Origin of the sequence: Devosia sp., from assembly GCF_025809055.1 — a bacterium.
GTDB lineage: Bacteria > Pseudomonadota > Alphaproteobacteria > Rhizobiales > Devosiaceae > Devosia.
In genome coordinates, this window is record NZ_CP075529.1 from 3,148,016 (window position 1) to 3,163,894 (window position 15,879).

The following is a 15,879-nucleotide window of genomic DNA, read 5'->3' on the forward strand; positions in this document are numbered from 1 at the left end:
GGGGTCGTGGCGGGGCTCTTCTCCCGGCCCCGCCCGGCCATTCGAGGATTGGACCGATGTTATATATCCTGCGGCGCGTCGCCTTCTATCTGGCTGCGTTCTTCGTTGCGGTGACGCTCAATTTCTTCATTCCGCGCATCATGCCCGGTGATCCGTCGGCGCGGATCATCGCCTCGTTCCAGGGTCGCCTCAACGAGGCCCAGGTCGAGGCCATCCGCGCCTCCTATGGGACGACAGGATCCCTGTGGGAGCAGTATGTCGGCTATGTCGGGCAGGTGCTGCGCATGGATTTCGGCATCTCGACGGTCCAGTTCCCCGAGCCCACTTCGTCGCTGCTCTTTTATGGCGCCACCTGGACTCTCGTCCTCGTGGGCATAGCCATCACCCTTGCCTTCCTCATCGGCACAATGATGGGCATCCACGCCGCCTGGAACCGCGGCGGCTTCTTTGACAGCGTCTTTACGCCGATCAATGTTATGCTCAACGCCTTCACCCCGGCAGTGGTGGCCTTGCTGCTGTTCTATGCCTTTTCGCTGCAATTGCAGTGGTTTCCACTGGGCCGGGCCCATTCCACCGGCCTGATGCCGGGCTGGAACCTGCAATTTGTCGGCAACGTGCTCTACCACGCCACCCTGCCGGTGCTCTCCATCCTGATTGTCAGCTTTGGCGGCTGGCACCTGGGCATGCGCAATGTGATGATCAATCTGCTCAACGAGGATTTCGTGATCCTGGCGCGCGCCAAGGGCCTGAGCGACCGCCGCGTGCGCTACCGCTATGTGGCCCGCAATGCCATCCTGCCGCAGATTACTTCGCTGGCACTGTCGGTCGGTTTCCTGCTCGGCGGGGCCCTGGTGACCGAGCAGGTGTTCAACTATCCCGGCCTTGGCAAGTTCACTGTCACGGCCATCGAAAGCCGCGACTATTCCTTCATCCAGGCGCAGTTGCTGCTGCTCACCATGTCGGTTCTGGTCGCCAATTTCCTCTCCGACATTGCCAATGTCATTCTCGATCCGCGCTTGAGAAAGGGCTGACCCATGGCTGACATCACCCAGACCACATCCGGCTCGATGCTGGACCGTCTCGATGAAGCGGCGCTGGCCAGTGCCGCGCCGAGCCAGGCCGAACTGATGCAGGAATTGCGCATCCGGCCCAAACCGGGCTGGACCAGCAAACTGTCGCCGTCTCTGGCGGCCTTTGTGACCAATCCCAAGGGCATGGCAGGGGTCATCATCCTGCTCGGCATGATCCTGTTTTCGATCCTGGCGCCCATGTTCAGTGACTACAATCCCCATCGGCGGGCAGGCAAACCGCATGTGGCGCCCGGTTACGAGCATGTGTTGGGTACTACCCGCATGGGCAAGGACGTCTTCACCCAGGTCGCCTATGGCGGTCGCATCAGCCTCGCTGTCGGCTTTGGCGCTGGCATTGCCGCCGCCGCCATCGGCCTGGCCATCGGCATTTCGGCCGGTTATTTCGGCGGCCGGGTCGATGACATCCTGACCTTTTTCGTCAATGTGGTGCTGGTCCTGCCGGGCCTGCCGCTCATCATCGTCATCGCAAGCCTGGTGGAAAGTGCGGGGCCCCTTGTCATCGGCATTGTCCTGGCCCTGACCGGCTGGGGTTGGCCGGCGCGCACCATCAGGACGCAGACGCTGTCCCTGCGCACCCGAGAATTCGTGCTCTCGGCGGAGCTCATGGGTGAAAAGAAGTGGCGCATCATCCTCAAGGAGATTTTTCCCAATATGCTGAGCTTCTTTATGGGCGGGCTGGTGCTGGGCACGATCGCCGCCATCCTGGCAGAGGCCGCGCTCAGCTTTATCGGTCTGGGTGATCCCAATGCGGTGACCTGGGGCACAATGCTCTATTGGGCGCAGAACAACATGGCCCTGCAGACCGGCGCCTGGTGGGAAATCTGGCCGCCGGCAATCGCCATCATGCTGACCGGCGCCGCGCTGGTCATGGTCAACTTCGCCGTCGATGAAATTACCAATCCACAGCTCAAGGCCTCTCGCGGCATCGGCCGCATCAGACGGTTCCTCAAGCGCCGGGGGAGAAGCGCCGATGTCTTCTGATCGCGCCATGATCGAGGTGCGCAACCTCACGGTCGACTATGTCGGCGAAAACTCAGTCGCCCGCGCCGTCAACGGCATCGACTTCGAAATCCGCGAGGGCGAAGCGTTTGGCCTGGCAGGGGAGAGCGGGTGTGGCAAATCCACGGTCGCCTTTGCCTTGGCGCGGCTCACGCGCCTGCCCGGGCTCGTTTCCGGCGGCCAGGTGCGGCTCAATGGCGAGGACGTGCTCAAGTTCGACAAGGCGCGGCTCAAAGCCTATCGCTGGAACGAGGTCAGCTTTGTCTTCCAGTCGGCCATGAACGCGCTCAATCCGGTCATTCCGGTGAGCGAGCAGATCATGGACGTCATCGAGACCCATGAACCCACGCTGGGCAAGGACGGCGCCCGTGCCCGCGCTGTGAGCCTGTTCGAACTGGTTGGCATCCCACCCTCGCGGCTCGACGATTTTCCCCATCAGTTCTCGGGTGGCATGCGCCAGCGCATCTGCATCGCCATCGCCCTGGCCCTCAACCCCAAGCTGATCATCATGGACGAGCCGACTACCGCGCTGGACGTGGTGGTGCAGCGCGACATCATCGAGCAGATTGTCGAGCTCAAGAACCGCATGGGTTTTTCGGTCCTGTTCATTACCCATGACCTGGGGCTGATGATCGAGTTCTGCGACCGGATCGGGGTTATGTATTCCGGGGAACTGGTCGAGGTAGCGCCAGCCGAGTCTATTCTGACCCACCCGCTGCATCCCTATACGCGCGCCCTGGGCAATAGTTTTCCGCCACTCACCGGGCCACGGCAGCGGCTCGAAGGCATTGCCGGCACGCCGCCCGACCTGCGTGACCTGCCTCAGGGTTGCCGGTTTGCGCCCCGCTGTCCGCACGCCATGGATCTGTGCCGCAAGACTGATCCCGAACTGCGCTACTACCCCGAACATCGAAGCGAGGCCGCATGTCACTTGCTGAACTAGAGGCGTCGCCGCCCGCACCGGCCACCGACGCGCCCATCATCGAAATGGACAATGTCGACAAGGAATTCGTCCTTGGCGGGGCTTTTCTCAATCAGACATTTCTCAGGGCGCTTTCCGGCGTCTCGCTCAAACTGGTGCGGGGCAGGGCGCTGGCGCTGGTCGGTGAATCCGGTTCGGGCAAATCCACCTGCGCACGGATGCTGGCCCGCGCCTATGAGCCGAGCGCCGGCGCCATCCGCTTTCGCGGCGAGGATACGGGCGGCTTTCACGGTGCAAGGCTGCAGCGCTACCGCTCGGAAGTGCAGATGGTGTTCCAGGATCCCTTTGGGTCGCTCAATCCGACCCAGAGCATCGGTTATCACCTGGAGCGGCCGATCCGCCTGCACCGGCCCGACCTAAAGGGAAAGCAGATCGAGGCCGAAATGCTGGGCCTGCTCGAAAGCGTTGGCCTCAAGCCGGCGGCGGATTACCTCAAGCGCCGCCCGCACGAGCTCTCCGGCGGCCAGCGCCAGCGCGTGGCCATTGCCCGGGCGCTGTCGGTACAGCCCGAAGTGCTGCTGGCTGATGAGCCCACCTCGATGCTCGATGTTTCGGTACGGCTGGGTATTCTCAATCTGCTCGAGGACCTCAAGCAGCAGCGGCAACTGGCGGCCCTTTACATTACCCACGACATCGCCACGGCGCGCTATTTCGCCGAGGAGACGGCGGTGATGTATGCCGGCCACCTGGTCGAGCAGGGCCCCAGCCAGGACATCACCGACAATCCGCGCCACCCCTATACGCAATTGCTGATCGAGTCGGTGCCCAATCCGGCGCGCAAGATTGCCACCGGACGGGCCCGCCGGGCGGTCGATATTCCGCTCTGGACCCGCAATAGCCGGGGCTGCCCCTTCGTTTCCCGCTGCCCCAAGGCCAGCGCCGTCTGCAGCGAAACCATGCCCGAGCCCACCCAACTCGGCGCCGGCCACATGGTGCGATGCCACAGTCTGTGATCCCGGATTGACCGCCTCCGCAGTCCGGCGCTAGCGTATCTGCATGGTTACGATCAAAGAAATCGCAGCGGCCGTGGGCGTTTCCAACGCCACGGTGTCGCGCGTGCTCAACTACGACGCGACGCTGTCGATCTCCAAGCGCAAGCGCCAGGCGATCATCGAGACGGCCGAGGCGATGAATTATGCAACGCCGCGCAACCGCAACAGGGCCCATCAACAGGGCCTGTCGAAACTGGCCCTGGTGCATTTCCAGCGGCCCGAACAGGAACTGGCCGACCCCTACTATGTCGCCTTGCGCCTTGGCATCGAGAGCCGTTGCGCCGCCCTCAAGATCGAGACGGTCAAGGTCTATCAGACCGATTCAAAACCCGATGCCGGACTGTTGCAGGGCGCGTCGGGGGTGATCGCCATCGGCCGGCAGGACGATGACGGTATTGACTGGTTGCAGCGTCACTCGCGTCACCTGGTCATGGCCGACTTTGTCGCCTTCGACGAGCAGGTCGATAGCGTCCAGGCCGATCTGCGTGTGGCCATGGAGCGGCTGTTGCAGTCGCTGGCCGATCTCGGTTATCGCCGCATGGCCTATATCGGCGTCTATGACCGCCGTGCCCAGGCCTTCGTGGAATGGCTGACCAAGGCAGGCTGGTTCGACGACCGGCTTTTCCGCTCCGGCGGCAAGACCGAGCAGGGCGGCTACAATCTGGCGCGCGAAATCCTCTCGGAAGACCGCCCGCCCGAAGTCATCGTCACCTTCAACGATTCCATGGCGATCGGGGTCTATCGCGCCGCCGCCGAGATGGGGCTGTCCATTCCGGGCGACGTCAGCGTGGCGAGCTTCAACGACAATTCCGTGGCCCAGTTTCTCAATCCGCCACTCACCACCGTGCATCTGCCCGCCGAGGAGATCGGCGAGACCGCGGTGGAAATGCTGCTCGAGCGGGCTGCAGGGCGCGAACTGGCCAAGCAAATCACCCTGGCCTCGCGCATTGTTTGGCGGGAAAGTACGCGCGCTCCGCTCGCCTCGGAAGCACGGTGAAAACGGCGTAGTAAAAATTTACTGAAATTCTTGCTTGCGCCCAAAAGTCATACTAGGCTGCGCTCAGGGTGATGAGGAAACACCCATATGGGAGGAATTTCAATGACTCGCTTTTCAAATGGCATGAAGCGTTCGCTGGCCGTTGCTCTGGCCGGCATCTCCATGTTCAGCGTAACTGCCGCTTCCGCGGCCCAGATCACCGTCTGGTGCTGGGATCCCAACTTCAATGGCGCCACCATGGAAGAGGCATTTTCGCGCTATCAGGCCGCGCACCCTGACGCGACCATCGATATCCAGGTCTTCGACAAGGCGGCCATGGAGCAGAAGCTGCAGGCCCAGCTCGCTTCGGGTACGACCGAAGGTCTGCCCGACATCGTGCTGGTCGAAGACTACCGCGCCCAGAAGTACCTGCTGTCCTTCCCCGGCGCCTTCGAGCCGCTGACCGACAAGATCGATTACTCGGCCTTCGCCCCCTACAAGGTGGAAGTGTCCACTGTCGACGGGCAGACCTATTCCATGCCCTTCGACTCCGGCGTGACCGGGCTCTTCTACCGGGCCGACAAGCTTGAGGAAGCCGGCTACAGCGCCGCCGATCTCGAAAACATCACCTGGGATCAGCTCATCGAAATCGGCAAGGCGGTCAAGGAAAAGACCGGCGATACCCTGCTGCCGATCGACCCGAACGCTTCCGATCTGTTCCGCATCATGATGCAGTCCGCCGGCACCTGGTATTTCGATGCCAGCGGCAACGTGACCATCGCCGACAACCCGGCCTTCAAGAGCACGATCGAGACCTACCAGCGCCTGCTGACCGCCGGGATCACCAAGCCGGTCGCCGGCTGGACCGAATATACCGGCAGCTTCACCTCCGGCGACACGCTGGCCACCCCGACCGGCGTGTGGATGACCGCCACCATCAAGGCCAATCCCGATCAGTCCGGCATGTGGGCCGTCGCCCCGGTGCCGCGCCTCGGCGACGTGGAAACCTCGGTCAATGCGTCGAACCTGGGCGGGTCGAGCTGGTATGTGCTGTCCTCGGCACCCGAGAAGGACACTGCCATCGACTTCCTCGCCACGATCTGGGGTCAGGATGTCGACTTCTACCAGAAAATCCTGGTGAACCAGGGCGCCCTCGGCTCGCTTCTGGCGGCTCGTGATGGCGAGGCCTACCAGGCCTCGGACGAGTTCTTCGGCGGCACCCCGGTCTGGCAGAACTTCTCCGCATGGCTGGCCGAAATTCCGCCGGTCAACTACGGCATCTTCACCGAAGAAGCGGACTCGGCCGTCGTGGCCCAGATCCCGGCCATCACCGGCGGCGGCAATGTGGACGAGATCATCGCCCAGATCGACGCCCAGGTCCGCCAGCAGACCCAGTAACATCGGTATCCCGGGGGCGGCCTGCCGTCCCCGGACTCCCCGAGACCCTCGCCGGTGGCGGGGGTCATCGCAACCGGGTTCGGCCATGCGGTGATGGGGACTTGATCAGGGCCGCAGAGGGAGGATCGCGTGGCGGTATCGCAATTGGCGCGGAACGAGCGGATCAACGGCTGGGCATTTGTCATGCCCGCCCTGGTGCTTCTCGGCATCTTCATGATCTATCCGATCATCTGGTCGCTCTGGATGAGTTTCCAGGTCGGGCGGGGCATGCAGTTCAGTTTTGGCGGCCTGACCAACATCATCCGCCTGACACAAGACCCGATCTTTATCCGGGCCCTGACCAATACGCTGATCTTCCTGGCGGTGCAGGTTCCGATCATGCTGGTCCTGGCCCTGCTGTTCGCCAATGCGCTCAACAATCCCAATATCTGGGGTCGCGGCATTTTCCGCACGGCGATCTTTCTGCCCTGCGTCACTTCGCTGGTCGCCTATTCGGTGACCTTCAAGTCCATGTTCGCGTCCGACGGCGTCATCAACCAGATGCTGCTGGGCCTGCACGTCATCTCCTCGCCCATTCCGTGGCTGGCCGACCCGTTCTGGGCCAAGGTGGTGGTCATCTCCGCCATTACCTGGCGCTGGACCGGCTACAACATGATCTTCTATCTCGCCGCCATGCAGAACATCGACAAGTCGATCTATGAGGCGGCCAAGATCGACGGCGTCCCGGCCTGGGCGCGCTTCTGGTACATTACGGTCCCGATGCTGAAACCGGTGATCCTGTTCACCGCCGTGATTTCCACGATCGGCACGCTGCAGCTCTTCGACGAGCCGAACCTGCTGACCTCGGGCGGTCCATCAGATTCCACGCTGACGCTGTCGATGTATATCTACAATCTCAGCTTCCGCTTCATGCCCAGCTTCGGCTATGCGGCCACGGTGTCCTACGTCATCGTGGTGCTGGTTGCGATCCTGAGCTTCCTGCAGTTCCTGGCCGCAAGGGATCGCCGCGCATGAGCAATCCCCTCGCCCTCATTGGCCGGACCGCGACCTATCTGGCGCTCAGCCTTGCCGCCTTCGTTTCAGTCTTTCCCTTCTTCTGGATGATCATCGGATCGACCAATACCAATGCCGACCTGATCCGCGGCAAGTCCACCTTCGGGGATGCGCTGTGGCGCAATATCGAAGTGTTCTTCGCCTCCGCCGACATGCCGCGCGTGTTCTTCAACTCCATCTTCATCGCCGGCGTTGGCACCATCCTGACGCTGCTCGTGTCATCCCTCGCCGGCTATGGCTTCGAGATGTTCCGCAGCCGGTTTCGCGAAAAGCTGTTCGGCGGCCTGCTGCTGATGCTGTCCATCCCCTTTGCCGCCCTGATGATCCCGCTCTTCATCCTGATGGCGAACCTCAAGCTGATGAACACCTACCAGGCCATCATCCTGCCCTCGGTGGCGTCCATCTTCATCGTGTTCTACTTCCGGCAGGCGACAAAGGCCTTCCCGCATGAACTGCGCGACGCGGCCCGGATCGACGGGCTCAAGGAATGGCAGATCTTTCTCTACGTCTATATGCCGGTCATGCGCTCGACCTATGCCGCGGCGACCATCATCGTGTTCATGAGCCACTGGAACAATTACCTTTGGCCGCTGATCGTGTTGCAGACCAATGACATGAAGACCCTGCCATTGGTGGTTGCGACACTCAGCCAGGGTTACTCGCCCGATTTTGCGGTGGTCATGGTCGGGTCGATCTTTGCCACCCTGCCAACGCTCATCATCTTCTTCCTGCTCCAGCGCCAGTTCGTCCAAGGCATGCTGGGCGCCGTCAAATAGAGTTTTCTATGCGTCCCCTGATCGACTTCAATTCCGGCTGGCTGTTCGAAGGCAAGGAGAGCGTGCGTCTGCCGCACAATGCGGTGGACCTGCCCTTCAGCTATTTCGACGAAAAGGCCTATCAGCGGCCCTTTACCTACGAAAAGCGCTTTGCCGCGGACCCCGCCTGGCAAGGTCAGGAAATCGCGGTGGTGTTTGATGGCGCCATGGCCAATGCCAAGGTTAGCCTCAATGGCGAACTTCTGGTGGCCCACAAGGACGGCTACACGCCTTTCGAGGCGCGCCTGACGGACAAACTCAAGCCGGGCGAAAACATCCTGTCGGTCGTGATCGATGGCAGCGAGAATCCCGAGATTCCGCCATTTGGCGGCCAGATCGACTACCTGACCTATGCCGGCATCTATCGCGAGGCCTGGTTGCGCGTCACTGCACCGGTCTTTGTCGGCAATGCCAAGATCGAAACCCCCGATGCCCTTTCGGACAGCAAGTCGGTCAGCGCCCGGATCGAGCTGGCCAATCCGCGTGGGCTGCAACTGGCCGGATCGCTGAAGGCCGTGCTCAAGGACGGCGCCGGCAAGCCCATCGCTGCCACTGAAGCCGCGATTGCCGGCGAGAGCGTTGCGGTCCGGTTCGACCAGCTGACGGACATCGCGCTTTGGGATATCGACAATCCGGCGCTCTATACGCTCGATATCACCCTGGATGGTCCACACGGCGAGGACCGGGCCAGTTTCCGGTTCGGGTTCCGTACGGCTGAGTTCACCATCGAAGGGTTCCGCCTCAACGGCCGGCCGCTCAAGCTTCGTGGCCTCAACCGGCACCAGTCCTTCCCCTATAGCGGCTATGCCATGGGCAAGTCGGCGCAGGTGCGGGATGCCGAAATCCTCAAGCATGAGCTCAAGCTCAACATGGTGCGCACCTCGCACTATCCGCAGAGCCACTATTTTCTCGACCGCTGCGACGAGCTCGGCCTTCTGGTGTTCGAGGAAATCCCCGGCTGGCAGCATATCGGCGGGGCGGCCTGGAAAGATGAGGCGGTGGAAAATGTCCGCCGCATGATCACCCGGGACTGGAACCATCCCGCCATCGTCATCTGGGGCGTGCGCATCAACGAAAGCCAGGACGATCACGATTTTTACGTGCGCACCAATGCCCTGGCGCATGAGCTCGACACGACCCGTCCGACGGGCGGCGTTCGCTTCATCACCGATAGCGAACTGCTCGAAGACGTTTACACCATGAACGACTTCATTCTCGGCAATGAGGAACTGGGCGGCAATCGCCCGCGCACGCCGCTCCGGCCGCAGCAGGAAGTGACCGGCCTCTCCAAGGTCGTGCCCTATATGATCACCGAATATGGTGGCCACATGTATCCCACCAAGAGCTGGGATCAGGAACAGCGTCAGGCCGAGCATGTGCTGCGCCACCTAGAAGTGCTCAACGCCGCCTATGGCGATCCGCAGATCGCCGGCTGCATCGGCTGGTGCGCCTTTGACTACAACACCCACAAGGATTTCGGTTCCGGTGACCGCATCTGTCACCACGGGGTCATGGACATGTTCCGCGAGCCCAAATTCGCGGCCTTTGCCTATACCAGCCAGTGCGATCCTGCCGATGAGGTGGTTCTGAAACCCGTGACCTTCTGGGCGCGCGGTGAACGCAATATCGGAGGCGTCCTGCCGCTGATCGTGCTTACCAATTGCGACGAGGTGGAACTGGTCTATGGCAAGAACGGCGCCAAGCGCTTCCGCCCGGACCGCAAGAGCTTTCCGCACCTGCCCCATGCCCCTGTCGTCATCCGGCGGGAAGACCTGACCGAGGAAGAACTCGGTCTGTGGGGCATGTCCTGGGAGGATGCGGTCATCACCGGCTATATCGGCGGCAAGGCGGTCAGGAGCGAAAAGTTCATTTCCGATCCCATCGCCACCTCCCTTGAGGTCGACCCGGACAGCACCGAAATTGCCGCCGATGGAGACACCGTCCGCGTCATGATCCGGGCGCTCGATCAATCGGGTCGGAAACTGCCCTTTTTCCCGGAGCCGGTGGCCATCGAAGTGTCCGGTGCCGCCGAGCGGCTGGGGCCGGCGCTAGTGCCATTGCGCGCCGGTTCGACCGGCTTCTGGCTGCGCTCGACCGGGGCCGGGCCCATCACTGTTACCGTCACCAGCGAGCGGCTTGGCCGCGCTGTCACAACCCTGTCTGCAAGCTGAGGAACGCCCATGTCCGGTTTGAAGCTGACCAATGTGAAAAAGTCCTTTGGTGCGGTCGAGGTCATCAAGGGGGTCGACCTCGACATTGCCGACAAGGAATTCGTTGTCTTTGTCGGACCTTCAGGCTGCGGCAAGTCCACCCTCTTGCGCATGATCGCCGGCCTCGAGCAGATCTCGGACGGCGACCTGTTCATCGGCAATGACCGCATGAACGATGTCGATCCCTCCCGGCGCGGCATTGCCATGGTGTTCCAGACCTATGCGCTCTACCCCCACATGACCGTGCGCGAGAACATGGGCTTTGCGCTGCGCTTTGCCGGGGCACCCAAATCCGAGATCGAGGCGCGGGTCGCCGAGGCGGCGCGCATCCTGGAACTGGGGCCGCTGCTGGAGCGGCGCCCGGGCCAGTTGTCGGGTGGCCAGCGCCAGCGCGTCGCCATCGGTCGCGCCATCGTCCGGCACCCCGACGTGTTCCTGTTCGACGAGCCGCTGTCCAACCTCGATGCGGAACTGCGCGTGCATATGCGCATCGAACTGGCCCGCCTGCACAAAGAGCTCAACACGACCATCATCTACGTGACCCACGATCAGGTCGAGGCCATGACCCTGGCCGACAAGATCGTGGTGCTGCGGGACGGCCGTATCGAGCAGGTCGGTTCCCCACTCGAACTCTATGACGACCCCGATAACCTGTTCGTCGCCGGCTTCATCGGTTCGCCCAAGATGAATTTCCTCAAGGGAACCGTGGAGGCCGATGGCATCCGTCTCGCCGATTTTCCGGGGCAGGTGATTCCGAGCCCTGTCACGCTCGCTTCCGGATCCGATGTGACCGTCGGCATCCGGCCTGAGCACTTCAGCCGCGATGGCGCCGCGGCGCTTGAGGTCAATGTCGAGATTATCGAGCATCTGGGCGGGGAGACCTATGCCTATGCCCGCGACAAAGGCACCGAACTGATCACCATTGCCACCGGTAACGATCGTGCGCTCAAGACCGGGGACCGCTATGCGGCCCATTTCGATCCGGCTGCACTCCTCGTCTTCGATACGGCAGGCAAGCGCATCCGCTAGGGCCAGTTATCCCTGCAGGCGCAGATTGCCGTTCATGAAATAGCGCTCGAACAGCGGGCTCGTGGCGGCGCCGATGGCGCGGGCAGTGAAGCCGACCACGGCCGCCTCGACACGCGGGGCGATAAGGCCGCGCATGTCCTGATTGACCAGGTATCGCCGCGTACGCTCGACCAGCTCCTGCTTGACCATGTCGGGAAAGGCGCCATCGATCAGGATGGCCTCGAAATCGATCACGGCGCAGACCGACAGGCTTGCCTTGGCGAGTTCCTGCGCCGTCCGGCCGATCCAGGGTTCGACAAAGCGGCCGAATGGCGTCCAGTCCTGTGGCTGATCCCAGAGACGCTGAGGGTCCTGCCCATTTTCGGAAAGCCGTGATTCGAGCAGGTGGATCGACGCCGTGTCGATCAGTTGCTGGCTCTCGCCCTGCGGCCCAAAGCTGCGCAGCGAGCCCAGCGCCCCGGCATTGCCCTGATGGCCCTGATAGACGGTATGGTTGAGCACGATGCCGCCGCCGACAAAGGCGCCGATGAAGAAATAGGCGTAGTCGCGAAATTCCTTGCCCCGCCCATAGATGTGCTCGGCCTGGCAACCGGCGGTGGCATCGTTGACCACATGGACGGGCAGGTCGGTAAACTGGGCCAGTTCGGCGCTGAAATCGACCTCGCGCCAGGATGCGAACTGCTCGGCGGGGGCGCCGACAAGCTCTGACCATTTCCACAATTCGAACGGCACACCGATGCCGATACCGCATATTCGTGCGCGTTCCGACGCGCTGCACTGCCCCAGGATCGTGTCCAATCCCTCGCGCAGGAATGAGAAGATCGGCCGGGGCAGGGGATATTGGTAGGTGAGGCGCAGTTCCTGACGCACCGTGCCGCGAAAGTCCGTCAGGAGCAGCACGGCACTGCGTCGTCCGATCTTGCAGCCGATGGACAGCACCCCGCCTTCGGCCAGCCGCATGGGGATCGAAGGCTTGCCGACCCGGCCCTTGACCGGCTCGCCGCGGGCCAGAAGACCTTCCCCCTCCATTTCGCGCAGAATGATGGAGACAGTCTGTGGGGAGAGGTTTGACAGCCGCGCCAGATCGCTGCCGGCGGTGGGGCCGTGCCGCTGCAGAAGCGTCAGCAGCAGCCGCTCATTGTGGTCGCGAACCCCGCTCTGGTTCACGCCCCGGCTGACAGTTCTGATGATCGGCTCTCCCATGGGCGGCACCATAGAGTGGGGTTTTGAGAAGCGAAAGATGGGCGGCGCAGAATAAATAAATAAATTAGAGTTATATATTGACGAGGGCATGAAACCTCTTCACGATGGCTTCGTCAAGACATGCGGACCAGGAGGTGGCGACGGGGGAGGAGCCCTGTCGTGACGGGTCCGCCACGGGAGAGAGACAAGTGAAGAAGCTGCTGATTGGCACCGCGCTGTGCCTTGCCGCGTTGACGCCTGCCGCCATGGCGCAGGACGTTTCCGCCTGCCTGATTACCAAGACCGATACCAACCCCTTCTTCGTCAAGATGAAGGAAGGCGCCGAAGCCAAGGCGGCCGAATTGGGCGTGACGCTCAAGTCGTTTGCCGGCCGCGTGGATGGCGATCACGAGACCCAGGTTGCCGCAATCGAAACCTGCATCGCCGACGGCGCCAGCGGCATCCTGCTCGCCGCTTCCGATACTTCGGCCATCGTGCAGTCGGTGCAGCAGGCTCGCGATGCGGGCCTCTTGGTTATTGCCCTCGACACCCCGCTCAACCCGATCGATGCGGCTGACGCAACTTTTGCCACCGACAACTTCCTGGCCGGCGAACTGATCGGCAAATGGGCGGCCGGAACCCTCGGCGACGAGGCTGCCAATGCCAAGATCGCCCTGCTCAATCTGGGCATCAGCCAGCCTACCGTCGACGTGCTGCGCAACCAGGGCTTTCTGCAGGGCTTTGGCATCGACCTGGGTGACCCCGCCAAGTGGGGTGACGAAACCGATCCGCGCATTGTCGGTCACGACGTGACCGCCGGCAACGAGGAAGGGGGCCGCAAGGCCATGGAAAACCTTCTGGCCAAGGACCCCGCCATCAATGTGGTGCACACCATCAACGAGCCTTCTGCGGCCGGTGCCTATGAAGCGCTGAAGTCGTTCGGCCGTGAAAACGACGTGCTGATCGTTTCCGTCGACGGCGGCTGCCCGGGCGTTGCCAATGTGCGCGATGGGGTCATCGGTGCGACCTCCCAGCAATATCCGCTGCAGATGGCGGCGCTGGGCGTCGAGGCCATCAAGGCCTGGGCTGATAGCGGCGTGAAGCCGGAACCCACCGAGGGCAAGGACTTCTTCGACACCGGCGTGAGCCTTGTCACCGACGCTCCGGTGGAAGGCGTGGAATCCATCGACACCGCCGAAGGCGAAGCGCTCTGCTGGGGCTGAGCCGCATTTCGGCGCTATAATGGGTCGGGGCCAACAGGCCCCGGCCTGCTTGGGAATTGGGAGGATGACCCATGTCGAACCAGACTGAGGCCGATACCAGCCTCGTCAACCGTGCCGAAACCGTTGCCAGTTTCGAACACCAGCACACGCTGCTGTCGCGCCTTCAGCACGCACTGCATTCCAATCCGGCGCTCGTGCCGCTGATCGTTCTGGTGCTCAGCATTGTGGTTTTCGGGGCGCTATTGGGGACGAAGTTCTTTTCCTCCTTCGCGCTGACCCTGATCCTGCAGCAGGTTGCGATTGTCGGCATCGTCGGTGCAGCGCAATCGCTGGTCATCATGACTGCCGGGATCGACCTGTCGGTGGGCGCCATCATGGTGCTGAGCTCGGTGATCATGGGGCAGTTCACCTTCCGCCTGGGCCTGCCACCTGCAGTGGCTATAGCCTGCGGCCTTGCCGTGGGCACCTTCATCGGCTTCATCAATGGCTGGCTCATCGCCCGCATCAAGCTGCCGCCCTTCATCGTCACCCTGGGCATGTGGCAGATCGCGCTGGCCACCAATTTCCTCTATTCGGGCAACGAGACCATAAGGGCTCAGGATATCGAGGCCAACGCGCCGCTTTTGCAGTTCTTCGGCACGTCCTTCAACGTCGGCGGCGCGGTGTTCACCTACGGCGTCATATTCTTCATCCTGCTGGTGTTGGTGCTCGCCTATGCCCTGCGCCATACCGCCTGGGGGCGCCATGTCTATGCCGTAGGGGATGATCCCGAGGCCGCGGCGCTCTCGGGGGTCAACACCAAGGGCATCCTCATTTCCGTCTACATGCTCTCCGGCGTCATCTGCGCCTTTGCCGGCTGGGTGCTGATCGGCCGCATCGGATCTGTGTCGCCGACCTCGGGCCAGTCCGCCAATATCGAGTCGATTACGGCCGTGGTGATCGGGGGTATTTCCCTGTTTGGCGGTCGCGGATCGATCCTGGGCATGTTCTTCGGGGCGCTGATCGTCGGCGTCTTCTCGCTCGGCCTGCGCCTGCTCGGAGCCGATGCGCAATGGACATATCTGTTGATCGGCGCCCTCATCATTGGCGCTGTCGCCGTGGACCAGTGGATCAGAAAGGTCTCAACCTGATGGAACCCATTCTTTCGGCTCGCAGCCTTACCAAGCGCTATGGCCGCGTGACTGCCCTCGACAATTGCGATTTCGAGCTCATGCCCGGCGAAATCCTCGCGGTCATCGGCGACAATGGCGCCGGCAAGTCATCGCTGATCAAGGCTCTGTCCGGGGCAATTAGGCCCGATAGCGGCGATATTTTCCTCGATGGCAACAAGGTTCAGTTCGCCTCGCCCATCGAGGCCCGCCACGCCGGGGTTGAAACCGTCTATCAGACCCTGGCTATGTCACCGGCCCTGTCGATCGCCGACAACATGTTCATGGGGCGCGAAATCCGCAAATCCGGCTTCATGGGCAAGGTGCTGCGCCAGCTCGACCGGCCGGCCATGGAACGCATCGCGCGTGAAAAGCTGTCCGATCTGGGCCTGATGACCATTCAGAACATCAACCAGGCGGTCGAAACGCTGTCCGGCGGCCAGCGCCAGGGCGTCGCGGTGGCCCGCGCCGCGGCCTTCGGCTCGAAGGTCATCATTCTCGACGAGCCCACCGCAGCCCTGGGCGTCAAGGAATCGCGGCGTGTGCTCGATCTCATCCTCGACGTCCGCGCGCGTGGCATTCCGATCATCCTGATCAGCCACAACATGCCGCACGTATTCGAGGTTGCCGACCGTATCCACGTGCATCGGCTGGGCCGCCGGCTCACCGTCATCGACCCCAAGGACTATACCATGTCCGATGCCGTCGCCTTCATGACGGGCGCCAAGGCCGCGCCGGGAGCAGCGGCCAACGCGGCCTGATCATCCCGGCCACGTCCTCC

General features: G+C 62.4%; 14 protein-coding genes. 13 read left to right on the forward strand and 1 reads right to left on the reverse strand.

Annotation, left to right across the window (positions count from 1 at the left end; all coding sequences use genetic code 11):
- The first annotated feature begins 56 nt into the window (after positions 1-56).
- The 10 genes from KIT02_RS15465 (at position 57) to ugpC (ending at position 11,545) form a co-directional block, all read left to right on the forward strand.
- Complete coding sequence (locus tag KIT02_RS15465; RefSeq protein WP_297579595.1) at positions 57-1,031, forward strand: ABC transporter permease; 975 nt, start codon at positions 57-59, stop codon at positions 1,029-1,031.
- Between the two features lie 3 nt (positions 1,032-1,034).
- Positions 1,035-2,072, forward strand: a complete 1,038-nt coding sequence (locus KIT02_RS15470) for an ABC transporter permease (RefSeq protein WP_297579598.1) — start codon at positions 1,035-1,037, stop codon at positions 2,070-2,072.
- Positions 2,062-3,033: an ABC transporter ATP-binding protein gene (locus KIT02_RS15475; protein ID WP_297579601.1), complete on the forward strand. Its 972-nt coding sequence runs from the start codon at positions 2,062-2,064 to the stop codon at positions 3,031-3,033. The genes KIT02_RS15470 and KIT02_RS15475 overlap by 11 nt, the downstream gene beginning before the upstream one ends.
- Positions 3,015-4,025, forward strand: coding sequence for an ABC transporter ATP-binding protein (locus KIT02_RS15480; protein ID WP_297579604.1), 1,011 nt, complete (start codon positions 3,015-3,017; stop codon positions 4,023-4,025). The genes KIT02_RS15475 and KIT02_RS15480 overlap by 19 nt, the downstream gene beginning before the upstream one ends.
- A 43-nt stretch (positions 4,026-4,068) precedes the next feature.
- The gene (locus KIT02_RS15485; protein ID WP_297579607.1) at positions 4,069-5,061 is read left to right on the forward strand and encodes a LacI family DNA-binding transcriptional regulator; all 993 of its coding nucleotides are present in this window, start codon (positions 4,069-4,071) and stop codon (positions 5,059-5,061) included.
- 102 nt (positions 5,062-5,163) lie between these two features.
- Complete coding sequence (locus KIT02_RS15490; RefSeq protein ID WP_297579610.1) at positions 5,164-6,438, forward strand: extracellular solute-binding protein; 1,275 nt, start codon at positions 5,164-5,166, stop codon at positions 6,436-6,438.
- 183 nt (positions 6,439-6,621) lie between these two features.
- Positions 6,622-7,452 (forward strand): sugar ABC transporter permease, encoded by an 831-nt coding sequence (locus KIT02_RS15495; protein ID WP_297585358.1) that lies wholly within the window; start codon positions 6,622-6,624, stop codon positions 7,450-7,452.
- Positions 7,449-8,267, forward strand: coding sequence for a carbohydrate ABC transporter permease (locus KIT02_RS15500; protein ID WP_297579613.1), 819 nt, complete (start codon positions 7,449-7,451; stop codon positions 8,265-8,267). The genes KIT02_RS15495 and KIT02_RS15500 overlap by 4 nt, the downstream gene beginning before the upstream one ends.
- Before the next feature lie 8 nt (positions 8,268-8,275).
- The gene (locus KIT02_RS15505) at positions 8,276-10,477 is read left to right on the forward strand and encodes a glycoside hydrolase family 2 TIM barrel-domain containing protein (protein WP_297579616.1); all 2,202 of its coding nucleotides are present in this window, start codon (positions 8,276-8,278) and stop codon (positions 10,475-10,477) included.
- A gap of 9 nt (positions 10,478-10,486) precedes the next feature.
- Positions 10,487-11,545 carry a sn-glycerol-3-phosphate ABC transporter ATP-binding protein UgpC gene (gene ugpC / locus KIT02_RS15510; RefSeq protein ID WP_297579619.1) on the forward strand — a complete coding sequence of 353 codons (1,059 nt, stop codon included), beginning with the start codon at positions 10,487-10,489 and terminating at the stop codon, positions 11,543-11,545.
- Positions 11,546-11,551: 6 nt separating this feature from the next.
- Here ugpC and KIT02_RS15515 read toward each other — a convergent pair whose 3' ends face one another.
- On the reverse strand, positions 11,552-12,748 hold the full coding sequence (locus tag KIT02_RS15515) for an ROK family transcriptional regulator (RefSeq protein ID WP_297579622.1): 1,197 nt from the start codon (positions 12,746-12,748) through the stop codon (positions 11,552-11,554).
- 215 nt (positions 12,749-12,963) lie between these two features.
- Here KIT02_RS15515 and KIT02_RS15520 point away from each other — a divergent pair, with 215 nt between their 5' ends.
- The 3 genes from KIT02_RS15520 to KIT02_RS15530 all read left to right on the forward strand — a co-directional run bounded on the left by KIT02_RS15520 (position 12,964) and on the right by KIT02_RS15530 (position 15,859).
- Complete coding sequence (locus KIT02_RS15520) at positions 12,964-13,950, forward strand: sugar ABC transporter substrate-binding protein (protein WP_366520607.1); 987 nt, start codon at positions 12,964-12,966, stop codon at positions 13,948-13,950.
- Between the two features lie 71 nt (positions 13,951-14,021).
- Positions 14,022-15,080, forward strand: a complete 1,059-nt coding sequence (locus KIT02_RS15525; protein ID WP_297579625.1) for an ABC transporter permease — start codon at positions 14,022-14,024, stop codon at positions 15,078-15,080.
- On the forward strand, positions 15,080-15,859 hold the full coding sequence (locus tag KIT02_RS15530) for an ATP-binding cassette domain-containing protein (protein ID WP_297579627.1): 780 nt from the start codon (positions 15,080-15,082) through the stop codon (positions 15,857-15,859). Before KIT02_RS15525 ends, KIT02_RS15530 begins: the two co-directional genes overlap by 1 nt.
- Positions 15,860-15,879 lie beyond the last annotated feature (20 nt).

Bases quoted from the DNA above. Each gene is read 5' to 3' on its own strand.
- KIT02_RS15465 (WP_297579595.1), top strand. From the start codon at position 57: ATGTTATATATCCTGCGGCGCGTCGCCTTCTATCTGGCTGCGTTCTTC.
- KIT02_RS15470 (WP_297579598.1), top strand. From the start codon at position 1,035: ATGGCTGACATCACCCAGACCACATCCGGCTCGATGCTGGACCGTCTC.
- KIT02_RS15475 (WP_297579601.1), top strand. From the start codon at position 2,062: ATGTCTTCTGATCGCGCCATGATCGAGGTGCGCAACCTCACGGTCGAC.
- KIT02_RS15480 (WP_297579604.1), top strand. From the start codon at position 3,015: ATGTCACTTGCTGAACTAGAGGCGTCGCCGCCCGCACCGGCCACCGAC.
- KIT02_RS15485 (WP_297579607.1), top strand. From the start codon at position 4,069: ATGGTTACGATCAAAGAAATCGCAGCGGCCGTGGGCGTTTCCAACGCC.
- KIT02_RS15490 (WP_297579610.1), top strand. From the start codon at position 5,164: ATGACTCGCTTTTCAAATGGCATGAAGCGTTCGCTGGCCGTTGCTCTG.
- KIT02_RS15495 (WP_297585358.1), top strand. From the start codon at position 6,622: ATGCCCGCCCTGGTGCTTCTCGGCATCTTCATGATCTATCCGATCATC.
- KIT02_RS15500 (WP_297579613.1), top strand. From the start codon at position 7,449: ATGAGCAATCCCCTCGCCCTCATTGGCCGGACCGCGACCTATCTGGCG.
- KIT02_RS15505 (WP_297579616.1), top strand. From the start codon at position 8,276: ATGCGTCCCCTGATCGACTTCAATTCCGGCTGGCTGTTCGAAGGCAAG.
- ugpC (WP_297579619.1), top strand. From the start codon at position 10,487: ATGTCCGGTTTGAAGCTGACCAATGTGAAAAAGTCCTTTGGTGCGGTC.
- KIT02_RS15515 (WP_297579622.1), bottom strand. From the start codon at position 12,748: ATGGGAGAGCCGATCATCAGAACTGTCAGCCGGGGCGTGAACCAGAGC.
- KIT02_RS15525 (WP_297579625.1), top strand. From the start codon at position 14,022: ATGTCGAACCAGACTGAGGCCGATACCAGCCTCGTCAACCGTGCCGAA.
- KIT02_RS15530 (WP_297579627.1), top strand. From the start codon at position 15,080: ATGGAACCCATTCTTTCGGCTCGCAGCCTTACCAAGCGCTATGGCCGC.